We start from the raw sequence: 23,188 nt of genomic DNA, 5'->3' as shown, positions 1-23,188 counted from the left end.
GCTCCAGACCCTGAACCCACTATGGCTTCATACCGTCAATCGGAACAATCCTTGCAGCGTGAATTCACTGTCCTCAAGCACATTCCGGCTTTCTAGTTTTGTCAGTCAAGCAGCCTGTTCTACAGACTTTGGCAACTCGGTTCAGGGACTTGCATCTCATCGGCCCCTTGGGAAATGGGCTCGACTCAATCAACGTGCGATCATGGCTCCAGTGGCTTAATCCAGTAGCTCAATCCAATGGCAGCTCAAATTGCGCCATTCAATCCCACTTAACCAAACAGCAAATCACGAATTTCTTCACTGATTTGGTCAGGATTTATGACTTTGAGAAAGTCTGGGTTGTCGGGATTGCAATGTTTTTCTAAAGCGGATTGTAACCGTTCGCGGCTAATGGGCTTGAGCAGGTAATCCGTGGCCCCTAGGGAATACCCTAAGCGAATATTTTCGACGATCGTGGTCATGATGACTGGGATTTTAGACAACTCTGGATCCTGCTTTAAAGTCATCAAAACAGACCAGCCATCTTGGTTCGGCATCATCACATCCAACGTGATTACTTGCGGCTGAAGGGTTTTGGCAATCTCAATCCCTTCCTTCGCGGTCATGGCACTGATAATTTGCAAGGGGTAGTCCGCTAGTTGGCGACGAATTAATTCATGGAATGTGGGGTCGTCATCGATCGCCAATAAAAGCGGTAGATTCTGAGCTTTGAACTGAGGTCGGGGCAATGAACTGAATCGGGGTGATCCGATTTCTACTGGGGATACCTGCTGGGGCAACAGGACGGTAAAGGTTGATCCTTCATCCAAGGTACTTTCAACCGTAATTGAGCCGCCCATCATAGTACAGAAGTGTTGGGTGATAGCCAATCCTAAGCCCGTTCCACCATATTTCCGAGTTGTCGAAGCATCCGCTTGAGAAAATGCTTGAAAAAGTTGTTCAATTTGTGCATCTGACATGCCTATGCCAGAATCAGTCACTCGAAAGCAGAGATTTTTAGATTCGGACAAGGGTTCAACCGTAAGACCGATCGTGCCATTGTGAGTAAACTTACAAGCGTTACTCAATAGGTTGTAGAGTATCTGCCGCACTTTCATAGTATCGGCATTCATTTCGCCAAGATTAGGTGCAAGATGAGTTACGAGGGTATTGTGATTCTGTTGCAGTAATGGTTGAATCGTCTCAACCACTGATTGAACCAGGGTCAGGACTGGAAACTTCTCTAGATAGAGATCCATCTTGCCTGCTTCAATTTTAGAAATATCAAGAATGTCATTGATTAACCCCAGCAAATGATTGCCGGAATTATGGATGGTTTCGAGATCTTGAAAAAGCTCAGCATTGTGATTTTGGGCAGCATCTTCCATGAGCATTTCACTAAAACCAATGATGGCATTCATCGGTGTGCGCAGTTCATGGCTCATATTTGCTAGAAACTGGCTCTTAGCACGGCTTGCAGTTTCTGCTTCTTCCTTGGCTTGCAAAATATCTGCTGCGGCTTGATGCTGTTCCTGCTCATATTGCTCTAAGGCATTTAACATCCGATTCAGCGTTTGACTGAGATTACCCAGTTCATCGGTTCCTAGATCACTCACCCGTTGATCTAACCGTCGTAATTGACTGATCTGCTGGACTTCCTTGTTCAGGCGACTGAGACGAGCCAGTACCAAGCCTTCTAAATTTAAAACCGTCATCCCGCCAAATACTAGGCCCACGGCAATACTGAGTCCCATGAGCGAATAGAGCATCTGCCAACTTTGTTGATAGGCCGATCGGGGATTATCAAGGGTTAAGGCTAGAACAGGACTGCCAAAAAAGTCCTTCAAAATAGCATGGGCATGGATAGCCTGTGAATTTTCCTCATGCACCTGAAATGCAATAGGAGTCTGTGGTTGGAGCTGAATGGGCTGAATCTCCTGAGGGATTTGGCCATTCAGAAGGGACTCTGACTTCAGGGGTAGGCGTAAAATTTCTGCATATTCAGGAAAATGGCTTTTGTGGAAATACTGTCCAATCACCATGCGGCCCCGCACCGGGCCTTGGCGTTTGCTATTGAGAATGGGACGAGAAGCTAGCAGCATCGCGCCCTGCGGTGATTGAATCAAGCCAGTCAAGTTTTGAGAAGATTGGTTCTTAAGAATTGGACTATTGGGAGTTAAGGTTTTCAAAATTTCTGCTGGAATAGGCTCAGACAAGCCTTTTTGGGGATCATAGGTGACCCCAAATACTAACTCTCCAGAATTATTAAAAAAAGCAATGAGATTAACATCCAATAACGCTAATTGCGAGTCAATCAGATTCGATTCAATAAATCCTGGATCGCGGGTTTGCATGTAGTTATAGGTATCATCCCAAGATGACCAATCGCTAAACCGCCTGCTTAACTCCTCCAACGTGTGATCCACAAATTGACTGGCTAATTCAATATCATGCTGGGCTTGCTGCCGATCGGTGTGCTTAGCATTGCGCAATAAAAAGCTCGAAAAAATTAAAAACAGGGTGAGATTGAGACCCACCAGCGTGATCCCCAGCATGCCTAGGGTTTTGCGGCGCAGACTTAGGTTGGGGGAGTTTAAAGAGAGGCGGAGAAACTTCATAGCACCAAATCGTTCCCGAGAAAAGTACTAATTTTGGAAAGCAAGCGAGAAAAGTCGATCGGTTTGGTGTCGTACTCGTCGCAGCCGGCCTCTAGACATCGCTCCCGATCTCCCACCATGGCATGGGCGGTTAATGCAATTACAGGAATTTGTTGGGTATCAGGATGATTTTTGATTTGTCGGGTCGCTGCCCACCCATCCAGAATGGGCAAACTCATGTCCATCAAAATCAGATCAGGTTGCTCCTCCATCGCCTTAGTGACACCCATCTTGCCGTCCACTGCGGTAAGCACCTCAAATCCACGTCGAAGCAAGCGCCGAGACAACATTTCTCGGTTCATTTCATTATCTTCAACTAGCAAGATTCGAGGCATAGTGGATTTAGTAAGGCATTTAACGAACTGCAAACAATACAACTTATTAAAAAAATACAACCTAGACAGATGCCCCCGAGATAAATCGTGATTCCGATGGGATGCATCTAGACTCCAGAAGAAGTCCCTTGGCAAATTGTACCCAAGGGACTTTCGAGAAAATCAGCGAGACGCTGGGTTGTCCAAGGGGATCTCCCCATCACACTGTTTTACTTTAAGGTTACGAACGATACAAACTTCTTTCAGGATATTTTTTTGTTTTCCATTGAACCGCCTGAAAGTAGAAAGACCGGGTAATCACTAAACACTTGGAAGACTAGGGTTTGAGATCTGAAAGAGGAGGGGTGGGTGAAGCCCGACTCTCTCGACATCAATCTCAGTAATTACCTCAATTTATTTGTTTGATTTGTTACATAGTTGGACATAGGTTTGCTGCTTTACATAAACCGAGTCAACTGTACCCGGTAGCGATCTTTTTTCGTGATGGCCACTTCGCCGACTTCTACACGCCCCTTTCCCCGTACAGCAATTAAATCACCAGGTTTAAGGGGATGACTGGTCGAGCTAATTTCTTTCCAATTGACGCGCACATCTCCCGACGTAATCAAGTCCGCCATTTTGCTCCGGGACATGCCAAAGCCAGCAGAGGCGATCGCATCGAGGCGCATGGAGGCTTCTACGGTGGTCAGTTCTTTCTTTTTCGGTTCGCGAATTTTCAGTTCAGTTAAGGGAATCGATCGGGTTTTCACTGGCACCGATCGCACCTGGGTCAAGTTCAGGGTCAAAAAATCTACCAGCTCTGGAACGACGATCGCCTGGGCACCGCGCTCACCAAAAACAATAATGTCGCCCACCTTATCCCGGACAATCCCTGTCCCCAGCAGCGCGCCCAAAAAGTCACGGTGAGTAGCAGTGTCAAAGAGAAAATTTCCGGCAATTTCCAAGGCGGTGAGTTCCACCTGCGTGTCTTGGTCTAAAGGAATCTCCGATCGGGCGATCGCCACCCGTTGCCGTTCAGCTTGGGGATAACCGCCCCAGGGAAGGAAATGAATATCCGTTAAGCGGCTGAAAATTTGTTGGACTTCTGCCAATTCTGGAGGGGCTAGAAAATCGGTCTGCACCACTTCCCAGGTTTTGATGGCCTGTTCTGCCCGATCGATCACTTGGGCAATGGTTTCACGGTTCTCGACCCCTTTGAGCAAATCCTCACGTGGCAGCATAAATTCTGAGTAGCGTCCTCTAGTGGCGTGGATCGAAACAACTGATCCACAAAGCAGAGTCTATTCTACCGCCCTTCCCGGTGGTTCCCTGAAACCGTTACCGTTTCTCCCAGCGTGCAGCACTTGCGCTGCGGCTACTTTTAACGTTGGAAAGGTGGGAGAGACGATCGCTGAATTACCCTCAAACAGTTGAAACTGGTAAGCATTGTCCATCAACGTCCCGATCGAAACAACAGCCCGCTCGGGATCCACAATCCAATATTCAGGGATACCCCGTGCAGCGTACTCAGCCGTTTTCTGAGGTCAGCTAGTCAAGGGTACCTGCACGCTTTACCCTAGGAAATGGTTGGCCAATGGTGTTGGGGGGACGTTGCAATGAATTATTTAGTAGCTGTTGTACGCGATCGGAAACTAGCGGAGGCCGCCGATGCTGCCTTGCAGGCGGGGAAAGTGCCAACGATCAATCGGGCGATTATCGGTCAAGGCCACAAAACCGCAGAAGAATTTGGCCTTGCCAATCCCAAAGCCCAAGCCTGGAGCCGGGTGAGGTGGTCTGCCCTATGGATGGTGCCCTTTGGCTTCGTCGGCGGTATTGGGTTTAACCTATCGACTCAACTCAACACGTTTCCCTGGGCGGGCGAAGTGGGGAACGTGATCTTGGGGGGACTGTTGGGAGCCTTTGGGGGATTCACGGGGAGCCTATTTATGGGGGGCAGTGCCGGGTTATTTTCCAAAACGGGGGATGCCTTGCCCTACCGGAGTCAGATGGATGCAGGCAAGTATCTGGTGATTGTCAAAGGTTCCGAGGTGTTGGTGCAACGGGCTTTGATGATTTTGAAACAGGAGTCTACGGAAAGCCTGCAAATTCACACGGATAAAACTGGAACGGCCTATTTGCGATAAGGGAACAGTGTATCAATAAAGTTCCAAGGGCATAGGGGTAGGAGAGTCAATGGGTAGGGAGGGAAGGGCATGCGTCGGAGATATTATTTCTTGGCAAATCCCTAAAGCGATTCACGCTCCTTGCCGAGGTAGAGAGTTGGGACGCTTGTAGCCGATCGAAGAAATCCGGTTATAAACGAGGGAACGATCGAGGAGTTGAGTTGGTGAATTATCTAGCCCATTTACACCTCTCCGATGGATCCCCAGAATCGATGATTGGCAATCTGCTGGGAGATTTTCGTAAGGGGTTGTGTGAAACGCAGTACAGCCTTGCCATTCGCCAAGGTATGACCCTGCATCAACAGGTGGATATCTTTACCGATACCCATGCGATCGTGCGGCGGAGTAAACAGCGCATTCAACCCAAATTCCGGCGCTTTGCAGGCATCATGCTCGATGTGCTGTACGACCATTTTTTGTCGAAGCATTGGGCAGACTATTCCCAGGAAAGTCTACGGGAGTTTATCGATCGGGCCTATGGCGTTCTGTTGACCCATCAAGCCATCTTGCCGCCGCTCTTGCAACGGGCGGTGCCGGTGATGGTGGATCAAGACTGGCTCTACTCCTACCGCGATTTGGCCGGAGTCGATCTCACCCTGCGGCGCATTGCTCGACGGTTTAAGCGGGAAACGCCCCTCGCCCAAGCGATCGGGGAACTCCAGAGCCATTACCCAGCCCTGGAAGAAGATTTTCAAGCCTTTTTTCCCCTCTTGGTGCAATGGGTTCAGGAACAGCCCTCTGGAATGGTAGAAAATCCTACAGATAATGTCTACTTATCATAACTTTTCAGAGAAATAGAAAATTTGATAGAGATTTTTACCTATTTAGACCGAAGAATCGTCGCGATCGACCTGTGCCAGGGGACAGACTTGTCTTAAGATTATTGTCAGGATCAAGTATCTGAAACTCGCTGACCATATCCCAGGAGGACTCTTATGGCGCTCGTACCTATGCGACTGCTGCTCGATCACGCAGCAGAGAATGGCTACGGCATTCCTGCATTCAACGTCAACAACATGGAGCAGATCCAGGCAATCATGCAGGCTGCTAACGAAACGGACAGCCCCGTGATCCTGCAAGCTTCTCGCGGTGCGCGCAACTATGCGGGTGAGAACTTCCTGCGCCACCTGATCTTGGCGGCAGTGGAAACCTATCCCCACATCCCCATCGTGATGCACCAAGATCATGGGAACGAGCCTGCAACTTGCTACTCTGCGCTGAAGAACAACTTCACCAGCGTCATGATGGATGGGTCCTTGGAAGCTGATGCTAAGACCCCCGCAAGCTTTGAATACAACGTGGCTGTGACCAGCGAAGTGGTGAAAGTGGCTCACGCGATCGGGGCATCCGTTGAGGGTGAACTGGGTTGCTTGGGTTCGTTGGAAACCGGCATGGGCGAAGCTGAAGATGGTCACGGGTTTGAAGGCAAGTTGGATCATTCCCAACTGCTGACCGATCCCGATGAAGCAGTTGCTTTCGTGGAAGCAACCCAAGTAGATGCGCTGGCAGTGGCGATCGGAACTAGCCATGGTGCTTACAAGTTCACCCGTAAGCCCACTGGGGAAATTCTGGCCATCAGCCGTATCGAAGAAATCCACCGTCGTCTGCCCAACACCCACTTGGTGATGCACGGGTCTTCTTCGGTTCCCGAAGATTTGATCGCGCTGATCAACCAACACGGTGGCGAAATTCCTGAAACCTACGGGGTACCTGTTGAAGAAATTCAAAAGGGCATCAAGTCCGGTGTGCGTAAGGTGAACATCGACACCGACAACCGTTTGGCCATCACGGCTGCGGTTCGGGAAGCGTTGATGGCGAAGCCCAGCGAGTTTGACCCCCGTCACTTCTTGAAGCCTTCCATTAAGTACATGCAGAAAGTTTGCGCCGATCGTTACCAGCAGTTCTGGTGCGCTGGCCAAGCTAGCAAAATCAAGCAAATCAGCTTAGAAGAGTACGCTCGCAAGTATGCTAAAGGTGAACTGAAGCAAGTTGCTGCGGCTGTATAGTTCAGTTGACTTTGTTTTGTTTGGATTGATTGAGATTTAGTTTAGGGTGGGCTGAGGCTCACCCTTTTGTTTGGTCGTGATAGACTCCAAGGATAGGGGCGAATTCTTGAGGTAAGTTGTTATGCCCCCGGTATCTCACAATCTTGTATCCCATTCTTCAGATACCCAGCAACCTCTGTACGATCGGGATTTTTATGCATGGACTCAGGAAATGGTGGATGCTCTGCGATCGGGCAATTGGGCAGAATTAGATATCGAAAATTTGGTTGAGGAAATTGCAAGTTTGGGTAGACGGGAACGCCAAGAGTTGGAAAATCGACTAGCGGTACTGTTGGGGCATTTACTTAAGTGGCAATATCAGCCAGCAAATCGAAGCAATAGTTGGCGGGCACCCCTACGAGAACAGCGCCGTCGAATTCATAAACTCTTGAAGGATAATCCCAGTCTCCAACCCTACATGCTGGAAGCCCTGGCGGAAGCCTATGAAATGGGGCGAGATTTAGCCATCCAGGAAACCAATTGGCCCGATGCAACGTTTCCTGAATTGTATCCCTATGACTGGGAGCAGGCGATCGACTTTGACTTCTTGCCAGCATAACGATCGCCTCAAATTCCCCACCCTTAGGGAACAGCGCATAAATCAAATCCCAATTGGGTAGGGGTAGGAGAGTAAAAGGGTCGGAGGGTAGGGGAATGAAGAGGGGATATTATTTCTTTGCAAATCCCTTACCTACCAAACCTTGCTGAATCAAGTGCTGAATCCAATTTAAGGCGCGATCGTAGCGGCGGTTTGGCGGGATTGCACTTCTAGATAGATCAACAGTGCGTTAATGTCCGCTGGATTGACGCCGCCAATGCGGGAGGCTTGACCGATCGTTAAGGGCCGCACTTTACCCAGTTTTTCCCGTGCCTCTTTCGACAGGGTGGCAATGCTGGCGTAGTCCAGATCCGCTGGCAGCTTACGGTGTTCCTGGCGGGCGATCTGTTCGATCTGCGTTTGCTGGCGATGGATGTAGCCTGCGTACTTGATGTCGATTTCTGCGCCTTCCTTTTCCGATCGATCGAGCTCAGGATTGCCTAAATTAAAGCGATCGAGATCGCCGTAGTGAAACCCTGGTTTGCGCAGCAGTTCCGCTAGAGTGATCGATCCTTTGATCGCTTGTTGGGTGTGCGCTGCAATGGCTTGACCGAGTTCATCATGTTCCTTGACCCGTGTGGTATGCAATCGCTCTTTTTCTGCGGCAATGTTTTCCTGTTTGCGCGTAAACAATTCCCAACGGCGATCGTCAATTATCCCGATCTCCCGACCCAGCGGCGTTAGACGTTGATCCGCATTGTCCGATCGGAGGATTAAGCGATACTCCGATCGACTGGTTAACATGCGGTAGGGTTCCCGCAAGTCCTTCGTACAGAGGTCATCAATTAACGTTCCCAAGTAACTGCCTTCGCGCGGGAAAATCACTTCATCTTCCCCCCGCACCAAGCGCGCCGCATTCACCCCAGCCACAAATCCCTGGGCGGCAGCTTCTTCATAACCCGTCGTTCCGTTAATCTGTCCGGCACAGAACAGCCCTTGAATTTTCTTGGTCATCAAGGTGGGATAGCATTGTGTTGCCGGAAGGTAATCGTACTCCACCGCATAGGCCGGACGCAGCATCATACATTTTTCTAACCCTGGCAATGATTGCAACATTGCTAGCTGCAACCGTTCTGGCAATCCTGTGGAAAATCCTTGGACATAAATTTCAGGAATGTCACGGCCTTCTGGTTCCAGGAAAATTTGGTGGCTTTCCTTGTCGGCAAAGCGAACAATTTTGTCTTCAATGCTGGGGCAATAGCGCGGCCCTTTGGCATCCACCCAACCGCCGTAGACCGGGGAAAGGTGCAGGTTTTCCCGAATGATCCGATGGGTTTCCGCCGTGGTACGGGTCAGATAGCAGGGGACTTGTTCCCGCTCCTGCCAAGCCGTCGGGTCAAAGCTAAACCACCGCACATCTTCATCGCCCGGTTGGGGTTCCAGAATGTCGAAGTTGATCGACCGCCGATCGACGCGGGCCGGGGTTCCCGTTTTCAGACGACCTGTTTCAAAGCCGAGGCGATTCAGCGTTTCGGTCAAACCCGTGGCCGCAAATTCCCCGGCTCGGCCTGCTTCCATGGATTTATCGCCCACCCAAATGCGCCCCCCCAGGAAGGTGCCCGTGGTCAGAATCACCGCTTTGCAGGCAAAGGCGACGCCGAAATAAGTTTGCACGCCGATGATGTCGTCATTGGCTCCCAGCACTAAATCCGTGACCATGCCTTCCCGCAGGGTGAGGTTGGGTTCCGTTTCCACGATGCCTTTCATGACGGCGGCATATTCCCGCTTGTCCGACTGCGCCCGCAAGGCCCAAACCGCAGGGCCACGGGAGGAGTTGAGGATGCGTTTTTGCAGGTAAGTTCGATCGGCGACGCGACCCATTTCGCCCCCCAAGGCATCGACTTCATGCACCAGTTGCGACTTGGCTGGCCCGCCGATCGCTGGGTTGCAGGGCTGCCATGCCACACGATCGAGGTTCAACGTCAGTAACAGGGTGCGACAGCCTAAGCGTGCTGAAGCCAGTGCCGCTTCACAGCCGGAATGGCCTGCGCCCACAACAACAACATCGTAGGCATCTAGAAAGTCAACAGGTGCGTTCATGGGCTACCGTTCATGGGCTACAAGGGTCGTTTACCGATCGAGCGAACCGGGCGGGCAGTTCCAACGGGTTGGATGGGGATACCAACCCCCTATTTTAGCGGGTATCTTCAATCCTCGGGTGACGGGATTGTTAGCGTGATTTGAAACGGGGCAATTTGAAATGCGATCGTTGCGAAATGCGATGAAATGCGGTCGATCCTGAAAGCGCGATCGTAGAATCGTGGCAAGGGGACTGCTGCAATTTTCAGTGTCAGTTCAGTGTCAGTTCAGTTCAGTTCAGTTCAGTTCAGTCGAGTCAAGATCTCCCTATGGCAAAACCCCGGTGGTTCGGTTGGTTGATCGCGTTACCCAGGCGGGTGGGGCGGGCGATCGCGCGGGGAATGGGCTGGGGTGGCAACGGCACCTCTCGGCAGCGCTGGCGCTGGACTCGTTGGCAGCTTGGGCTGGGGTTGGTGGGATTGCTAGTGTTGCTCCGAGGGTTGCCCTACTTGGCTCCCATCCATGCGATGGATTTGGCCCAGGATGATCAGGCGATCGAATTTCGCGATCGCCATGGGACGGTGTTGGGTACCTTGCTGACCCGCGACCAAGACCATACCGCAGTGGTGCCCGTCGATCGGGTGTCGCCTTGGTTCCTGCAAGCGATCGTGGCGGCGGAGGATAAGCGGTTTTACAGCCATGGGGCGGTGGATTGGTGGGCGATGGGACGGGCGATGGGTCAGGTTGTTACGGCCCGTGAAGTGGTCAGCGGGGGGTCAACGATTACGATGCAGCTAGCCCGCATGATCGATCCAAAACCCCGGACGATCGCCAGTAAGCTTCAGGAAGTTTGGGTGTCTTGGCGTTTGTGGGCGGGGATGAATCGGCGCGAAATTTTGCACAGTTATATCAACCGTTTGCCCATGGGGGGCAATGTCTATGGCGTAGAAGCAGCGTCTCGGGTTTACTTCGGCATTCCAGCCCAGGATTTGAGTTTGGCCCAGGCAACGTTGCTGGCAGCAATTCCCAATGACCCCAATCGCCTCAATCCCCATGAGCACTGGGATCGGCTCAAACGGCGGCAACGCTATGTGCTCGATCGTTTGGTGGCCGATCGGGTGATTACTGCGGAACAGCGCGATCGGGCCATGGCGGAGGTGGTGACGTTGCAAGCGCGGCACCAGGGCATTATCGCGGCTCCCCACTATCTGTTTTGGGCGGCCAAGCAGTTACCTAAAACCCATCCGGCCCAGATTTCTACCAGCTTAGATTTACCGCTTCAGCAATTTGTGGAGGCGCAGGTGCGGCAGGTGCTGGAAACCTTGCAATCCTATAACGTACACCAGGCGGCAGCGATCGTGTTGGATAATGCGACAGGGAATGTGCTGGCCTATGTGGGATCTCGGGATTACTTTGCTGCATCAGAAATGGGACGGAATGATGGCGTGCAAGCATTGCGTCAACCGGGGTCAACCCTGAAGCCGTTTCTGTATGAGTTAGCGTTGGAGAAACGAGTGATTCAGCCAAATACAATTCTGGCAGATACTCCGGCCTATTATGGAATTCCCGGTGCGCAACTCTACAGTCCTACGGATTATAGTGAAACCTTTCAAGGGCCTGTGCGAGTTCGTATTGCCTTAGCCAATTCCCTAAATATTCCAGCAGTGCGGGTGTTGGAAAAGCTGGGGGTGGCGACGTTCCTCGATCGCTTGCATCAACTGGGTTTTCGGCACCTGACCCAAACACCGAATTACTATGGGTTGGGGTTGACGCTGGGCAGTGGGGAAGTGAGTTTATGGGAGTTGGCCTATGCCTATCAAGTGATGGCGAATCAAGGGCAATCACCTCGGCAATCTCCCCAGCAGTCTGCGCCAGAAGTAGCCAGTTCTGGTGTGCCGCAATCACCCCAGCTGCAGCCAACGGCCTACCATCGGGAAGCGGCGGCAACTTGGGCGTTGATTACGGATATGTTGAGCGATCGCCATGCGCGGGCCAAATCGTTTGGGGTGAATTCGCTGTTGAGTTTGCCGTTTCCGACGGCGGTGAAAACGGGTACATCGTCGGATTTTCGGGATACGTGGACGGTGGGGTTTAGTCGGGACTATACAGTGGCGACGTGGGTGGGCAATTTCACGGGGGAACCGATGCGGCAAATTTCGGGGGTAACGGGGGCGGCTCCGCTATGGAATCAAATTATGGTGCATTTGCATGAACGGCGGGAACCGGAAGCCTTGCCGAAACCGCTGGGATTAGTGCAGCGTCCCATTTGTGCATTATCTGGCTTGAAGCCAACGGCGGCCTGTCCCACGATCGTGCAGGAATATTTTTACCCAGAGGACTTAGCGGCCTATGAACAAACTCTGGATACGGTGTATGTGGCCGAGCGATCGGGGGAGACACGATCGGGAAATTCGCGATCGGGCCAGTCGGCGGTGCGGCTGAATTTACCCGCAGAATATAACGAATGGATGGCTCAGCAGGCGCAAACAAAATTTACCGATCGGCAGTTGCGAATTGTTGCACCACGGGAAAACGATCAGTTTTTAGTCGTTGTGGGTAATCAAGATAGGTCGATTAAATCATTGCAAGATGGTTCCGAGCAACAACGCTTAGAATTTAAGGTCTCAAGTTCTCCTGAACGTCCGATCGAATGGATTCTCAACGGAAAACCCATTGCTAAAACATCAACCCAGTCATTGTTTTGGGAGATGCAACCAGGGAGTTGGACGCTGGAGGTGAGGCAGGGAGAGATCGTCGATCGGGTACACTTTGAGGTGGCGGTGGCGGAAACTGAGGGCGATCGACGGGGATTTTCTACAGGAACGGGTGACTAAGAAGCGATCAAGGTTCCATGAATCCACACTTGACCGCTGGGGGCAAGATGAACAGGTTCGATCGACCGCCGCTGCTACCCTGACAAAACTTGGCTACCAACCCTAAATCTCGCGATCGAGGTTGTTTTGACGAGTAGTTTGATTGATAAGCTGGACATCTACCGGGGGTTGGGTGTGACGGAAGTTTGGGTTTGGGAGGCTGAGCAGTTTCGGATTTATCATTTGCGAGAAGCGGGTTATGAGCAGGTTGCAGGCAGTGAGTTACTACCGAATTGTGATGTTCAGATGCTAGCTAGCTATTATGTCAAACTCGGTGAACAACTTGATGCGGTGATGGCCTATTGGGACTCTTGTTACAAAGGCGACAGGCAAACCATAAATTTTCTTCATCGTCGCTAACGAATGATGGTGTTTTGTTGTAACCATTCTAAAAATCCCTGACGGCTCATTTTACCTGATGCGATCGCCAGCACTACCTGCTCCTGTTCATCCACAGAGGCGTTAATTTCCATGCCATTTAGGACAAGAAAAGTTTCCATCGCAGCATGACCTATGCGTTTGTTCCCATCTACAAATGGATGATTCATGATGAGTGAAAACCCTAATGCTGCTGCTTGCTCAAGTAGGCTGGGGTATAAATCTTCTCCACCAAAAGACATTCGAGGTTGAGCGATCGCTGATTCTAACAGTCCTATATCTCGGATGCCGAATGCTCCACCAGATTGCTCAATGATTCTACGATGCAGTTCTAGTACCTCGATTAATGTCAAGAAACGCATCATGCCAAACGCCGATACAGTTCAGAGTTCTTTGTCAATACATAATTCATTGCATTGATGGATTCACTATTTTGAGAGTTCAGCCAATCCTCTAAACTGGCTTTCAATAAAACTTCAAGCGCAATTCCATGTAATGCTGCCAAGTCTTGTAGCTTTTGGTATTGAGCGTCTGGAATATCAAGGGTGATAGAAGCCACAGCTGTTGCTCTCCTAAGGTTTCTGGGTCAAGTTTAGCATTTGCGCCCAAGTGGGAGCTTCGCGTTTAGGTTGAGACAGTCAAGCGTGAAGAGAGTCCACGATCGCGGGGACGAGGGCAAGACGATCGCGGGGGCAAGATGAACGGTTTTGTTCGATCGACCATCGCCGCTGCCCTGCAAAAGCTCGGCTACTAACCCTAAATCCATGGCAGTGGCCGATGAACTAGAATAGAAGCACCTCTTAGAGATGCGCTATGACTGTCCAATGGATGACACCCACGATCGCGCCGATTCCCGCTGAACAGCGCCTTCTGCTGGAAGGTGTAAGTTGGCAGCAGTATGAATTGCTACTGGCAACCCTAGGGGATGATTTTCCGGCGTTGCGATTGAGCTACTTAGAAGGAAGGTTGGAAATAATGACAACTTCGCCTTTACATGAAGAATTGAAAACAACCATTGGCATGTTGATGGAAGCATATTTCCAGGAAACTCGCACCAGATTCCATGGCATTGGCTCAGCAACTTTTCGGAAAATGGCGAAACAACGTGGACTAGAACCGGATGAATGCTATTGCTTAGGGCAAAAGAAAGAGTTTCCTGATCTGGCGATCGAGGTTGTTTTGACGAGTGGTTTGATTGATAAGCTGGACATCTACCGGGGGTTGGGGGTTACGGAAGTTTGGGTGTGGGAGGCTGAGCAGTTTCGGATTTACCATTTGCGAGAAGCGGGTTATGAGCAGGTTGCAGGCAGTGAGTTACTACCGAATTGTGATGTTCAGATGCTAGCCAGCTATGTCAAACCCGAGGAACAATTTGATGCGGTGATGGCTTATCGGGACTCTTTACGATCGCTTCAGTAATACACCAATGAGAGTTCTGAAGGGCGGGATAAGCGTTGAACTGCCGTTTGCTACAGTCAAGAGATTTCACCGAACATAGGCACGATTTAACGCTCCAGAGATATGTTGCGACTATGCTTCAAAACTATATCACACAGTATCTGCGGTTTCTGGTACAGACTGAAGAAACTGAATAATCTCTTGAATAACTGGAGCTTCGCGGAGAATTTCAAGCTCTTCATATGTGAGTTGCTCGACTAATTGAGACTGACTCCGCAAAATCTTTGATTGTGCAATCAATTTCTCTAAGACTTGCTTAGGTTGGTATACTGCTAGGCTAAATATATCTTGAGGAGGAATATATCCCAGTAGGCGTGACAGCAAGGAAATATCTTGAAAAAAAATAATTTCGAGAGTCGGAACAGCTAGTACTACTTTAACTGGCGTATTCGCAGAAATATTACCAACAATTTCTTCAATATCTTTAAGCCGTTGTTCAACTTGATCCAAAACTACTGCATCAGCATCCGCTACGATCGCAACAGGAGACTGGCGGCGAACAACCAAAGAACGAGCTAAGGATTTGACAGCAGAGAGTCCACCCGCCGCAACAACTTCAGTATTGCCCACGAATTTTTCTGGAAGAAGACGCTTCAGTAATTGTGCGTCATGTTCCCCTTCACATACAATGTAAGCCGTCATGGAATATCCCTCTCTCTAACATCATAGTCAGGTAGCCCATCTTCTACACACACACGATATTTAAGAAGGAGCAGTTCACAGATTGATTCTCGCTCTAAAGCATATTTTAGCTCTTCTCCACTCCAAAGCAGAATTGTCTGAGGCAATGAAAAGTAGGAGAGATGGCGAGCTGGATCAGTAAACCCTGTTCGGCTAAAGACTAAGCCAAGCGTACTTGCAGGACGACGCAAAAGTTGATTACGCAGTTTGGCGATCGGTGCGATGTCAACATTGACCTTATCGGAAAAGTCTTTGCATTCTACTAGACAAGACAGTCCTAGACAGTAAACGACACCATCAACTTGTTCAACCTCTTCCCCAAACAATTTAACGCTGTACGAATACCTGACCTCTGCTCCGTCAAGTTGAAAAGCTCGTAGGATCAGGTATTCAAAAGCTTTCCCTGAGTCCCATCCTGGAGTGTTACGGTTTTCAATGCTTTCCCAAAGCGATCGCAAGTCTTTCCATTGCAGGGCTTGAATCATTGCTTCGTATTCTGCTGCCGCTGTCAATCCCAATCCTCCAAGCCGTGACTCACGATTTGCCAGACCTAGTTTACAACATCAACGGTCAGCTCTGTGTCATTCCTAGGGGCTGTGCCTGGGTGGTGGTGGGACTGATGGTGTAGGGTTCTGAAGGGCAGGATAAGCATCGGACTGCCGTTTGCCACAGTCAAGAGATTTCACGATCGCGGTGTAGAGTGCTGCTGCTTTTTGATAGTCTTCGATCTCGCCTTATCGATTTTTTGAATAGATCAAGTTGAGTCTTGTTCATCTAGCGATCTCACGAATATAGGCACGACTTAACGCGCCAGCAATATGCTAGCCTATTCTTCATTAGAAAATCGAATTATCTTAATACCTTTTGCACACAACCCTTTTGGAGTTTGTTTAACGTCAACTTCCACAAGAGTACCTTTTTTAAGTTGAGATATACACTCTGAGTCAATAAATCCTTCGCGGAAATAAATATCTAAACCATCATCACTAGATATGATGTATCCCCATTTAGTATTGTTGTGAGTGTTGTGGCGAATAAATTTAATTGTTCCCCGGATAAGAGTATTCTGGCTTAGATTGTGCTCTGATGAAGAGAGCTCATTATACAGATCTTTAAGATCCTGAGAGTTGGGAGCAATAGCAAGTGCTCGCTGACAGTAGGCTAGTGCTAGCTCTGGTTTACCAGCCCCTAACAGTGCATCCGTTAATTGCCGAGTAATTTTAATTATGCCAAAACTATTCATCAAGCTTTCATCAATTTCAAAGCCTTGGCATAGTTCTTCTATAGCCTCGTCAATTTTTCCACATTTAAGCAAGGTATATCCCATTGTTGTATGAGCTTTTGCAAGGTGTCCCCGATCATTGACTTGCTCACCAAGTTTTATACTCGCCCGGCAATACATAAGCGCTAGCTGAAGTTTGTCTTCTCCCTGCTTTTGAAGTAGCTTACCTAAACTATTGAGGATTTTTGCTTGCCCTTGTTGATCCTCTAACTTGACAGATAAGTCGTAGCTGTAGCGGAGCATTTTTTCTGCTTCATCCCATTTATTCTGTTTATCAAGAACCAAACCTAGATTATGTAGGATAACTTTGAGTAAAGTGTCTGCCTCATCAAGATTCTCACAGATGTCTTTGCTGCGTTGATAAACCTCTTCCGCCTCAACCCATTTCTGCTGCTGTCTTAATAACAATCCTAAGCTATTAAGCACCTCAGCTAAGCTATGTTGATCATTTAAATTCTGCACAATCTCCGAGGCTCGCTTTAGAATAAACACCGCTTCTTCGTTACGGTTTTGATAATGTAAGTTGCGCCCCCAATTAATCAAGAAATCTACCAATGATTTTTTGTCAACTGGATCTTCAAAGGCTTCTGCAAAATACTGGATTTTTTCCAGTGCCATATCAAGTTTTCCGTATTGCGATAATGCTTCTCCTAAATTTATTAAATTGGTAGGCAATATTTTCTTTAAATTAAATTGAATAACCAGATCTACACAATGCTGAAATACATCTACAGCTTCAGCGAGGTTTCCCTGCTTTTGAAGCACTGTACCTAATCCACTTAAGCTGCTTATCAATAGTTTGTTGTTGCTACATGAGTTGGCAAGGTCAATACTGCGTTGAAAAGTAGCGATCGCTTCATTAAAGTTCCCTTTATACTGCAAAGCCCTACCTAGCGCATTTAGACGAAGTACCAGTAACTTATCAACACCTAATTGCTCAGCAATCTCTACTTGCAACTTGCAAACACGAAGTATCTCATCACTTTTTTTCTGACGCTTCAATAATTTAATTAGATCTGTTAATTCCTTCAATAGCTGTTTTTTGTCATCAAGGCATTCAATAAGTTTTATACTCTGGGAAATAGCATCTACAGCTTCATCAAATCGCTCCTGCGTATTGAGTACCTTGCCTAAAATTTGCCAACGGACGATTAGCTCCTTTACGTCCCCTAGCTTTTCAGCAATTTCTACACTACGTTTGCAAACTTCTACTGCTTCATCTAGATAGCCTTGTAGCCATAAAATATCTCCTAAGCTGTTCAAGCAGTTTAAGAGTTCCTTTGTATTATCTAGCTGCTCAGCAATTTCGGCGCTACGCTGAAATAATTTTGCCGCTTCGATAAAGCATTCCTGCTCTTTTAGGACTCCTGCGAGAATGCTCAAGCACACTAACAAACTATTTTTACTGCTAATTTGTTCAGCAGATTTCACACTACATTGGAGATTTATTACGGCATCATCAAGGCGGCTCTGTTGTTGGAGAACATTTCTGAGAACATTCAAGCTGATTCCTAAATATCTTGAGTCATTCAACTGCTCAGAAATAAGTACACAACGCTGGAGAACCGCCACAGCTTCATCAAGTCTTCCCTGCTGCTGAAGAACCTTACCGAGTGCTTCGAGCCACATTACTCTACAACGTAGACCAGTATCTTGAACCTGAATTTTGTCAGGAATATCTACAATCTCCTTTAACACTTCCTCAGCCCTTATCCATTGTCCCAGTAGAGACAAGTATTTGGCGTGTTGAATACAAAGCAGTACAGCAGCATTCCAATCTTCTTTACGTTGCGACAACAATTGAAATCCTGACATGAAGTCAACTGCTTGTTGCCAGTAGCCATATTTTTGAAAAAAAGGTAAAAGCCCTATGACAAACTGATAATCAGCAATTTTCTGGTTTTGTAACCACTCTCCAGCCAAGACAATATCCTTGAGATTTTGAGTCATCAAGCGTTCATTAGAAGCCCTTCTCGCTTGGTGGGACTTTACCAAATTAATAAAGTAGTAGGCATGGTTAGCTTGTGCTTCATCCCAGAGATTCCGCTCGACTGCTAAATCTTGAGCAAATAAGCGAATAAGTGGATGAAAAACAAATCGATTTTCTTCCGTTTCACCTCTTGCACTAAAGTCAGCAATCGGAGTTCCTTCACCAGCTTCTACCTGAAATCCCAAATTTTCCCGATAAGGAACTGGTTTCTCAAGCTTGTCTTGGGAAGCTGTAGCATAAGAATCAACCCTCGAGTAGTTCAGCAGTGAGAGTTGACAGAGGTACTCAAGATAGTCTTGGGCAGTGTACTCATCTCCACAGTCACTTGCTGCTAATGCAGTTTGGCGTGAAAACCCATCGCCAGCACAGACACTCAGGCAAGCAAAGAAATTAACTTCTTCCGACTGAAGCTGCTTTAGACTCAGGGAGAAACATGCCCGTAGATCGAAATGGTCATCTCCTCGAATTCTTAGCCGCGTCAGTCGTCGTCGTTCTTCCATTAACGATGCAGCATAATCGGTAAGACTGCGACCTTTGTTGGATGTCAATGCTGAACCAATAATTTGTAGAGCAAGGGGCAAATGACCCGCTAGCTGAATCAGATCACTTACCGCTTCTGGTTCAGCAGCTACGCGCTCTTTGCCAATCAGCTTCTCCAGTAAACGTAGTGAATCTGGATCTGAAAGTGGAGAGAGGTTGATTTTACCTTGTTCAGAAATATCGAGTGAGTTAGATAGAGCGCGGTTTCGAGTCGTAATAATCACTGCGCATGTCTTTCCACCCGGACGTAAGCTTCGAATGCTAGCGTCCTCGGCATTATCAAAAATTAGGAGCATCCGGCGAGGAGCAAACACCTCCTGCATGATGGCTGCAGCATCTCGCTTATCATCTAAATCAATTTCCCCTCCACAACACCGCGCAAACTCACGGGCAATGGTATTTACATCCTTACCATCTACCCGTAAACCAATCACACCATCAGGAAAGTCATCTTTATGTATCGTGGCAAAGTGATAGGCAAGTGCAGATTTACCAATTCCCCCTTCCCCTGCTAAACCGGCAATGCTACATACCTTTGTACTTTGCGAAGTTAACAGTAATTCTTCAAGTTTTCTCAGTTCCTCGTTTCGTCCCGTAAACGTTGAAATATCTAACTGAGGTAATACAAAAGGAACTTTGTGGGCATCATGCAGTTTAAGACACACAGTCTCAGGTTTCGAGTCGATACCATGTTGCCTCAGCAACCTACACCATTGCTCATCACAATAAATTGACATGAGTGGAGATGCTTCCAGTGATGCAGCGCGCTTCGGATTCTGATGCTGGCGTTGTACTGCGATCACCAAGCCATCACAGGTGATTGCTGCACCCGAATTGCCCTCCCAATCTGAACCGGAATCTAGGGAGCTTTCGGGCGATCGCAAGGTTTCTAATACCAGCAAGCCATCTGGTGAGGTATCCGACAGGTAAATGATGCCTTCAACCTGTCGCCCTCCTGATGCTACACCTTGTTCCCGTTGCGTCCTGCCCCATCGGGGGTAACCATACATCTGAAACTCAAGCTTTTCGCCCACGGTGGGTTCCGGCAACCGACCAAATACCACCGCCTCATAAGGTTCAATACTCTCAGGCAGTTCGATCAAGGCAACATCCTCTTGTGAGGCTTTCCACACAACTTTGGCTACTGTTTCCCCAAAGCTCTGTTTTGATCTGACACGACATCGAGACCCGTCTTCATTTAGAAGATGGGCAGCAGTTAATACCAGCCTGCCTCCGATTCTGTAAGCAGAGCCGTATTTGGGATAAATCACCTCCAATGCCCGTCTTGGTTCAAACTGTCTGACCATCTGTGATCGCACTATACCTATTCTGGAACTTCGTCACTGCCTGTTAGTACAGGCTTACCGTCCCGCCGAACAGGTTTGAGGGGGATACTCACTTTATGAATGGACTTATCTTTCTCCCCACCGCCACCACCCAATTCAACCACCCAGAACTTAATTCCGCTTTTTGCTTCTAGACTGCGTTCCACTTCAACATGCAGCTCTACCGTCACTTCTCCGACTTCAAATCGCAATCCTTCCCCTTGGGAGGCATAGCTTGACGCAACCAATTCTCGCCGCAACGCCCCAATCGTCTCCTCCAACCCAAGTCGGTTCACATCATTAGCCATACGAAATTACCTTTTTACCTTTTTCCCTGGGATCTATAATTTATGCGCCCTTATGCATCCTTTGACGGCTTCCAAAGATTTGGTGGAAAAGTTGGACGATCGCCTTGCAAAAACAATTTGAACCGGGGAAGGCTCATGCAAAGTTCACCTGCCGCGAGTTGATTTTGCTGAAACCAGTATAGCATTGTCAGTCAGGTGCGATGATCTATAAGACTAAGCCAATGATGAAGTTTTTCTGGATTTTTGTCGGAAAATGGCTGCCCACAGAATAACCTAAAAAGCAGATCGAGCGATTGCATCACACTAATGGGGGAGAAAGGTTCGCCCTAGTAGCTGAAGTGTCCACAGACCACAAAATGACTCATGCAACCTGCGGAACACCTACGACACCTCAACCGTTAACGCTGGCGTTCGCGGCTCAGTATGCTGATGAATTGGCCGTCGGAATGCACGATCGGCATAGGTTGACTCCAATGAATCCTGTCTGCGATGCGATGGGCATGCAATTGATTAATCGTATCTTGAATGAATTCTGGATGACCGATTAAGTGGATCTGTAACCGTTGTGGGCCATGTTGAACTGAACGATCGCCCCGATCGCTAGAACCTGTAAAACACATATTGAGCTTCTCCTTGTTGTAGTGAATCCCATCCCTGCTGCATTGCTCCCTTCTCCTGCTTGTGGAAGAAGGGCTGGGGATGTAGCTTGCTTCCCGAAGGGTGGGTCTTAAGAAGCCCAAAAATTTAGAGCCACCCCGTTTGACATCACAAACAAGAGTGGCTCGGTCAGATGTTAAAATCCTCAACAAGCCGCCTTGCTGCCTGAATCAGCGAGGGGGAATAGCTACTTGGGGTTGTTGGCGCAATCCCGAGTAGTGGCCTAAATTTTTGGAACCCAGCGACCCCATGCTTCGTACAAACCGTCTCGCGAAAGAAGGATGTCCACGGCGATCGCTATGAGAAACTACCCTACGAAGAAATAGCGGCTCTGTCAATCCGTATTTAAAAACTCTTTTTTGTGTATCATGCAGCACCCGTAAGCGCAGACTGCCAGAACACCCGATCTAGGTCAATATTTCCAGTATTCCGAGTAATTTGAAAAGTATCCGCGATCGACTATGAGCTACCTCATAGAACGATCTGAACGCATTTGCAAAACTATCCCCATCACCTTACTTTCGCTCAGTTACAAAGAGGAAGGGTCCAATGACATTACAAATTGAGTTGCTGGAATCCAGTTTTGCCCAAATTCAAGCTCAGGAAGCAGAATTTACCACCCACTTTTACAGCACGCTATTTACCAATTACCCCGAGGTGCAGCCCCTCTTTGCCCATACCGCCATGCCAGAACAGGCCAAAAAGTTGTTTAAATCCCTCGTGTTTATGGTGAACAGCCTGCGGAACCCGGAAGTCTTGACCCAGGGATTGCAGGGGTTGGGCAGTCGCCACATTCAGTATGGCGTGTTGCCGGAACATTACCCCATGGTGGGCAGTGCGTTGCTCACAGCGTTTGCAATCTGTTTGGCAGAAGGTTGGACGCCTGCGGTGGAAGGGGCATGGCGGGAGGCTTACGCAACCGTGACGGAGGTGATGCTCAGCGGCACAGAATATCCTGAAACCATCCTCACCCCTTGCGGTGGCCGCTCCTAATTCGCATTCCAATTCCGCAACAATCGTTTCGCCTATAGAGAGACAGAGTCTGTAGGCGAAATTTACTTTGACTAACTCCAACGATTCAATGCCACTGTCAATTCTACGATCCCTGCCACTGCCCTTCCGCGATCGTATTTAATGCCTCCCGATCTAGCACCGTAATCACCCCACCCCGCCGATAGGCCACCACATCCTGCATCTGCCGCAGCAGCCGTACCGACTCCTCATAGGTAATCCCAATACTCCTAGCAATGTGATGGTGAGACAACCGAAACGTCAACGATGTCGTCTCCCCCTTCAGCCGTTGTTCAGAATCCAAATTCTGCTGCAACAATCTCGCCAATCGCACAATGGCCCGTTCAGAAATCAAATCATGAATCGTTTGATGCATTTGTTGCAAACGCTGATTATACACCTCCAACATCCTAAACGCAATTTCCGGCGTATTGCGAATTTGCTCAAACAACGCCTCCCGTTCGATCGTTAACACTTGGGAATCCGTCGTGGCCGTCACCGTCGCCGGAGCCATGCCATCCCCCACCAACGCAGGCGCAGCAAACGTCTCCCCCGGCAGCAGCGTACGCAAAATCGTCTCCTTCCCCGAAGTTCCCACCCGAGTCAGTCGCAAAGCCCCCTGCACCAACCCATACAACCGGGGCAACAGTCGATCGCCCTCCATCATGACAATTTCATTCGCAGCATAGCTATGGAGCAACGTATGGGGCTGCAACGCCTCTAGACCAGCATGGGATAAACCTTCAAAAATAGCCAATTCCGCCAGTTGTTGAATTGAAGCGATCTTAAATCCTTGAGCCATAGGTCGGGGTGATGGATTCCCAGTGAGATCCTGTTCGACCATTTTCCCTCGATCGACCTATCAAAATTTGAAGCGATAATTACGAATC

Annotated in this window: 22 protein-coding genes and 1 pseudogene; 9 read left to right on the top strand and 14 right to left on the bottom strand. The window is 48.8% G+C overall.

Annotated features, from left to right (window positions below; genetic code table 11):
• Positions 1-269: 269 nt before the first annotated feature.
• The 4 genes and pseudogenes from ACN4EG_RS16105 to ACN4EG_RS16090 all read right to left on the bottom strand — a co-directional run.
• Positions 270-2,597, bottom strand: coding sequence for a CHASE4 domain-containing protein (locus ACN4EG_RS16105; protein WP_431630912.1), 2,328 nt, complete (start codon positions 2,595-2,597; stop codon positions 270-272).
• Positions 2,594-2,971, bottom strand: coding sequence for a response regulator (locus ACN4EG_RS16100; protein ID WP_431630910.1), 378 nt, complete (start codon positions 2,969-2,971; stop codon positions 2,594-2,596). The genes ACN4EG_RS16105 and ACN4EG_RS16100 overlap by 4 nt, the downstream gene beginning before the upstream one ends.
• 437 nt (positions 2,972-3,408) lie before the next feature.
• A complete protein-coding gene (locus tag ACN4EG_RS16095; protein ID WP_431630907.1) occupies positions 3,409-4,191 on the bottom strand; it encodes a photosystem II S4 domain protein in 783 nt (260 codons plus the stop codon).
• 60 nt (positions 4,192-4,251) lie between these two features.
• Positions 4,252-4,479: pseudogene (locus ACN4EG_RS16090) on the bottom strand (Uma2 family endonuclease); the annotation flags it as partial.
• A gap of 87 nt (positions 4,480-4,566) precedes the next feature.
• Between ACN4EG_RS16090 and ACN4EG_RS16085 the strand changes: the two are divergent.
• The 4 genes from ACN4EG_RS16085 (at position 4,567) to ACN4EG_RS16070 (ending at position 7,737) form a co-directional block, all read left to right on the top strand.
• Complete coding sequence (locus ACN4EG_RS16085; protein WP_431630906.1) at positions 4,567-5,094, top strand: hypothetical protein; 528 nt, start codon at positions 4,567-4,569, stop codon at positions 5,092-5,094.
• Between the two features lie 203 nt (positions 5,095-5,297).
• Positions 5,298-5,915 (top strand): acyl carrier protein phosphodiesterase, encoded by a 618-nt coding sequence (locus ACN4EG_RS16080; protein ID WP_431630915.1) that lies wholly within the window; start codon positions 5,298-5,300, stop codon positions 5,913-5,915.
• Between the two features lie 153 nt (positions 5,916-6,068).
• Positions 6,069-7,139 (top strand): class II fructose-bisphosphate aldolase, encoded by a 1,071-nt coding sequence (fba, locus tag ACN4EG_RS16075; RefSeq protein ID WP_431630905.1) that lies wholly within the window; start codon positions 6,069-6,071, stop codon positions 7,137-7,139.
• 121 nt (positions 7,140-7,260) lie between these two features.
• Positions 7,261-7,737 carry a DUF29 domain-containing protein gene (locus tag ACN4EG_RS16070; RefSeq protein ID WP_431630904.1) on the top strand — a complete coding sequence of 159 codons (477 nt, stop codon included), beginning with the start codon at positions 7,261-7,263 and terminating at the stop codon, positions 7,735-7,737.
• Positions 7,738-7,905: 168 nt separating this feature from the next.
• Here the strand turns inward: ACN4EG_RS16070 and mnmG are convergent, their stop codons facing one another.
• Entirely contained in the window at positions 7,906-9,816 is a 1,911-nt protein-coding gene (gene mnmG / locus ACN4EG_RS16065; protein ID WP_431630902.1) for a tRNA uridine-5-carboxymethylaminomethyl(34) synthesis enzyme MnmG, read from the bottom strand.
• Between mnmG and ACN4EG_RS16060 the strand changes: the two genes are divergently transcribed.
• The 3 genes from ACN4EG_RS16060 (at position 9,815) to ACN4EG_RS16050 (ending at position 13,028) form a co-directional block, all read left to right on the top strand.
• On the top strand, positions 9,815-9,955 hold the full coding sequence (locus ACN4EG_RS16060; protein WP_431630900.1) for a hypothetical protein: 141 nt from the start codon (positions 9,815-9,817) through the stop codon (positions 9,953-9,955). The two genes, mnmG and ACN4EG_RS16060, sit on opposite strands and share 2 nt — an antisense overlap.
• Positions 9,956-10,124: 169 nt before the next feature.
• Complete coding sequence (gene pbpC, locus ACN4EG_RS16055; RefSeq protein ID WP_431630899.1) at positions 10,125-12,629, top strand: penicillin-binding protein 1C; 2,505 nt, start codon at positions 10,125-10,127, stop codon at positions 12,627-12,629.
• Positions 12,630-12,689: 60 nt separating this feature from the next.
• Complete coding sequence (locus ACN4EG_RS16050; protein WP_431630914.1) at positions 12,690-13,028, top strand: Uma2 family endonuclease; 339 nt, start codon at positions 12,690-12,692, stop codon at positions 13,026-13,028.
• Here the strand turns inward: ACN4EG_RS16050 and ACN4EG_RS16045 are convergent.
• The 3 genes from ACN4EG_RS16045 to ACN4EG_RS16035 are packed head-to-tail and all read right to left on the bottom strand — an operon-like array spanning position 13,025 to position 13,812.
• The gene (locus tag ACN4EG_RS16045) at positions 13,025-13,411 is read right to left on the bottom strand and encodes a type II toxin-antitoxin system death-on-curing family toxin (protein ID WP_431630896.1); all 387 of its coding nucleotides are present in this window, start codon (positions 13,409-13,411) and stop codon (positions 13,025-13,027) included. The genes ACN4EG_RS16050 and ACN4EG_RS16045 overlap by 4 nt on opposite strands.
• Positions 13,408-13,605, bottom strand: a complete 198-nt coding sequence (locus ACN4EG_RS16040) for a DNA-binding protein (protein WP_431630895.1) — start codon at positions 13,603-13,605, stop codon at positions 13,408-13,410. Before ACN4EG_RS16040 ends, ACN4EG_RS16045 begins: the two co-directional genes overlap by 4 nt.
• A gap of 33 nt (positions 13,606-13,638) precedes the next feature.
• Positions 13,639-13,812, bottom strand: coding sequence for a hypothetical protein (locus ACN4EG_RS16035; RefSeq protein WP_431630893.1), 174 nt, complete (start codon positions 13,810-13,812; stop codon positions 13,639-13,641).
• Between the two features lie 47 nt (positions 13,813-13,859).
• Here ACN4EG_RS16035 and ACN4EG_RS16030 point away from each other — a divergent pair, with 47 nt between their 5' ends.
• The gene (locus tag ACN4EG_RS16030; protein ID WP_431630891.1) at positions 13,860-14,465 is read left to right on the top strand and encodes a Uma2 family endonuclease; all 606 of its coding nucleotides are present in this window, start codon (positions 13,860-13,862) and stop codon (positions 14,463-14,465) included.
• 129 nt (positions 14,466-14,594) lie between these two features.
• Here ACN4EG_RS16030 and ACN4EG_RS16025 read toward each other — a convergent pair whose 3' ends face one another.
• From ACN4EG_RS16025 to ACN4EG_RS16005, 5 genes are all read right to left on the bottom strand, one after another.
• On the bottom strand, positions 14,595-15,146 hold the full coding sequence (locus ACN4EG_RS16025) for a helix-turn-helix domain-containing protein (RefSeq protein ID WP_431630889.1): 552 nt from the start codon (positions 15,144-15,146) through the stop codon (positions 14,595-14,597).
• Complete coding sequence (locus tag ACN4EG_RS16020; protein ID WP_431630887.1) at positions 15,143-15,697, bottom strand: restriction endonuclease; 555 nt, start codon at positions 15,695-15,697, stop codon at positions 15,143-15,145. The genes ACN4EG_RS16025 and ACN4EG_RS16020 overlap by 4 nt, the downstream gene beginning before the upstream one ends.
• Positions 15,698-16,011: 314 nt before the next feature.
• Entirely contained in the window at positions 16,012-20,268 is a 4,257-nt protein-coding gene (locus ACN4EG_RS16015; protein ID WP_431630885.1) for a tetratricopeptide repeat protein, read from the bottom strand.
• A gap of 53 nt (positions 20,269-20,321) precedes the next feature.
• Positions 20,322-20,630, bottom strand: a complete 309-nt coding sequence (locus ACN4EG_RS16010) for a trypco2 family protein (protein WP_431630884.1) — start codon at positions 20,628-20,630, stop codon at positions 20,322-20,324.
• 398 nt (positions 20,631-21,028) lie between these two features.
• Positions 21,029-21,250, bottom strand: a complete 222-nt coding sequence (locus tag ACN4EG_RS16005) for a hypothetical protein (RefSeq protein ID WP_431630883.1) — start codon at positions 21,248-21,250, stop codon at positions 21,029-21,031.
• Positions 21,251-21,836: 586 nt separating this feature from the next.
• Between ACN4EG_RS16005 and ACN4EG_RS16000 the strand changes: the two genes are divergently transcribed.
• On the top strand, positions 21,837-22,280 hold the full coding sequence (locus ACN4EG_RS16000; protein ID WP_431630880.1) for a globin family protein: 444 nt from the start codon (positions 21,837-21,839) through the stop codon (positions 22,278-22,280).
• Positions 22,281-22,383: 103 nt separating this feature from the next.
• Here ACN4EG_RS16000 and ACN4EG_RS15995 read toward each other — a convergent pair whose 3' ends face one another.
• Positions 22,384-23,100: a Crp/Fnr family transcriptional regulator gene (locus ACN4EG_RS15995; RefSeq protein WP_431630878.1), complete on the bottom strand. Its 717-nt coding sequence runs from the start codon at positions 23,098-23,100 to the stop codon at positions 22,384-22,386.
• Positions 23,101-23,188: the final 88 nt, after the last annotated feature.

This window comes from Alkalinema pantanalense CENA528 (assembly GCF_050753345.1).
GTDB lineage: Bacteria > Cyanobacteriota > Cyanobacteriia > Leptolyngbyales > Leptolyngbyaceae > Alkalinema > Alkalinema pantanalense.
This window is presented reverse-complemented; position numbering and strand designations above follow the sequence as displayed.

Coding starts and splice junctions, on each gene's coding strand:
- ACN4EG_RS16100 (WP_431630910.1), bottom strand. CDS start 2,971: ATGCCTCGAATCTTGCTAGTTGAAGATAATGAAATGAACCGAGAAATG.
- ACN4EG_RS16085 (WP_431630906.1), top strand. CDS start 4,567: ATGAATTATTTAGTAGCTGTTGTACGCGATCGGAAACTAGCGGAGGCC.
- pbpC (WP_431630899.1), top strand. CDS start 10,125: ATGGCAAAACCCCGGTGGTTCGGTTGGTTGATCGCGTTACCCAGGCGG.
- ACN4EG_RS15995 (WP_431630878.1), bottom strand. CDS start 23,100: ATGGCTCAAGGATTTAAGATCGCTTCAATTCAACAACTGGCGGAATTG.
- ACN4EG_RS16095 (WP_431630907.1), bottom strand. CDS start 4,191: ATGCTGCCACGTGAGGATTTGCTCAAAGGGGTCGAGAACCGTGAAACC.
- ACN4EG_RS16005 (WP_431630883.1), bottom strand. CDS start 21,250: ATGTGTTTTACAGGTTCTAGCGATCGGGGCGATCGTTCAGTTCAACAT.
- ACN4EG_RS16035 (WP_431630893.1), bottom strand. CDS start 13,812: ATGGATTTAGGGTTAGTAGCCGAGCTTTTGCAGGGCAGCGGCGATGGT.
- ACN4EG_RS16070 (WP_431630904.1), top strand. CDS start 7,261: ATGCCCCCGGTATCTCACAATCTTGTATCCCATTCTTCAGATACCCAG.
- fba (WP_431630905.1), top strand. CDS start 6,069: ATGGCGCTCGTACCTATGCGACTGCTGCTCGATCACGCAGCAGAGAAT.
- mnmG (WP_431630902.1), bottom strand. CDS start 9,816: ATGAACGCACCTGTTGACTTTCTAGATGCCTACGATGTTGTTGTTGTG.
- ACN4EG_RS16000 (WP_431630880.1), top strand. CDS start 21,837: ATGACATTACAAATTGAGTTGCTGGAATCCAGTTTTGCCCAAATTCAA.
- ACN4EG_RS16045 (WP_431630896.1), bottom strand. CDS start 13,411: ATGATGCGTTTCTTGACATTAATCGAGGTACTAGAACTGCATCGTAGA.
- ACN4EG_RS16105 (WP_431630912.1), bottom strand. CDS start 2,597: ATGAAGTTTCTCCGCCTCTCTTTAAACTCCCCCAACCTAAGTCTGCGC.
- ACN4EG_RS16030 (WP_431630891.1), top strand. CDS start 13,860: ATGACTGTCCAATGGATGACACCCACGATCGCGCCGATTCCCGCTGAA.
- ACN4EG_RS16010 (WP_431630884.1), bottom strand. CDS start 20,630: ATGGCTAATGATGTGAACCGACTTGGGTTGGAGGAGACGATTGGGGCG.
- ACN4EG_RS16060 (WP_431630900.1), top strand. CDS start 9,815: ATGGGCTACCGTTCATGGGCTACAAGGGTCGTTTACCGATCGAGCGAA.
- ACN4EG_RS16025 (WP_431630889.1), bottom strand. CDS start 15,146: ATGACGGCTTACATTGTATGTGAAGGGGAACATGACGCACAATTACTG.